This window comes from Anaeromassilibacillus sp. An250 (assembly GCF_002159845.1).
GTDB lineage: Bacteria > Bacillota > Clostridia > Oscillospirales > Acutalibacteraceae > Anaeromassilibacillus > Anaeromassilibacillus stercoravium.
This window is the reverse complement of the sequence record NZ_NFJK01000063.1, coordinates 1-923: the sequence shown is the minus strand read 5'-3', so window position 1 is coordinate 923 and position 923 is coordinate 1. Positions and strand designations below refer to the sequence as shown.

The 923-nt window shown below is 54.8% G+C and carries 1 protein-coding gene; it reads right to left on the bottom strand.

Annotated features, from left to right (window positions below; all coding sequences use genetic code 11):
* Positions 1-923: sugar ABC transporter ATP-binding protein (locus B5F54_RS17135; protein WP_140400423.1), on the bottom strand; the 923-nt coding region annotated here is incomplete at both ends.

Genomic DNA, 923 nt, shown 5'->3' with positions numbered 1-923 from the left:
GACAGGATGCCGAACACACCGCTCTGGCGGCGTTCCTCGGTCAGAAGCGCCAATCCGTGCGCCTTCGCGTCGCGCACCGACTTTACCTTGAACGGCTTGCCGTCCTTCTCGATTTTGCCGGACTCAATCGCACGCAGACCGAACAAAGCCTCGACCATCTCGGTACGCTGCGCGCCTACCAGACCGCCGATGCCCAAAATCTCGCCCTTATGTAGTTCAAACGACACATGCTGGAACGACTTCGGCAGCGGAGAGCACAGGTCCTCCACCTTGAGTACGACTTCCTTCCCCGGGGTGTACGTCTTCGGCGGGAAACGGTTCGTCATATCGCGGCCGACCATGCGGCTGATAATCAGGTCCGTTGTCAACTCGCTTGCCGGCCAGGTGCCAACATAGGTGCCGTCTCGCATGATCGTCACTTCGTCCGAGATCTTCAGGATCTCTTCCATCTTGTGCGAGATGTAAATGATGGCGCAGCCTTTTTCCTGCAACTGACGGATAATCTTGAACAGGTGCTCTGTCTCATTGTCCGTCAACGAAGACGTCGGTTCGTCCATGATGATGATCCTCGAATTGTAGCTAACTGCCTTCGCAATCTCCACCAGCTGCAAGTTGGATGCAGACAGCGTGCCCGCCAGCACCTCCGGATCAATATCCAGGTCGACCTCTTTGAACAGCTCCTTCGTCTTCTTGATCATCGTCTTTTTATCGACGGCGATCCCTTTCATGGGGAATCTTCCCAGCCAGATGTTCTCCATTACCGGACGGTAACGGATCGGATGCAGCTCCTGGTGGATCATGGAAATGCCGAGGTCCAACGCCTGTTTCGACGTATTGATGACCTGTTTCTTCCCATCCAGGATGATTTCGCCGCCATCCTCGTGGTAGATGCCGAACAAACACTTCATCAAAGTCGATTTTCC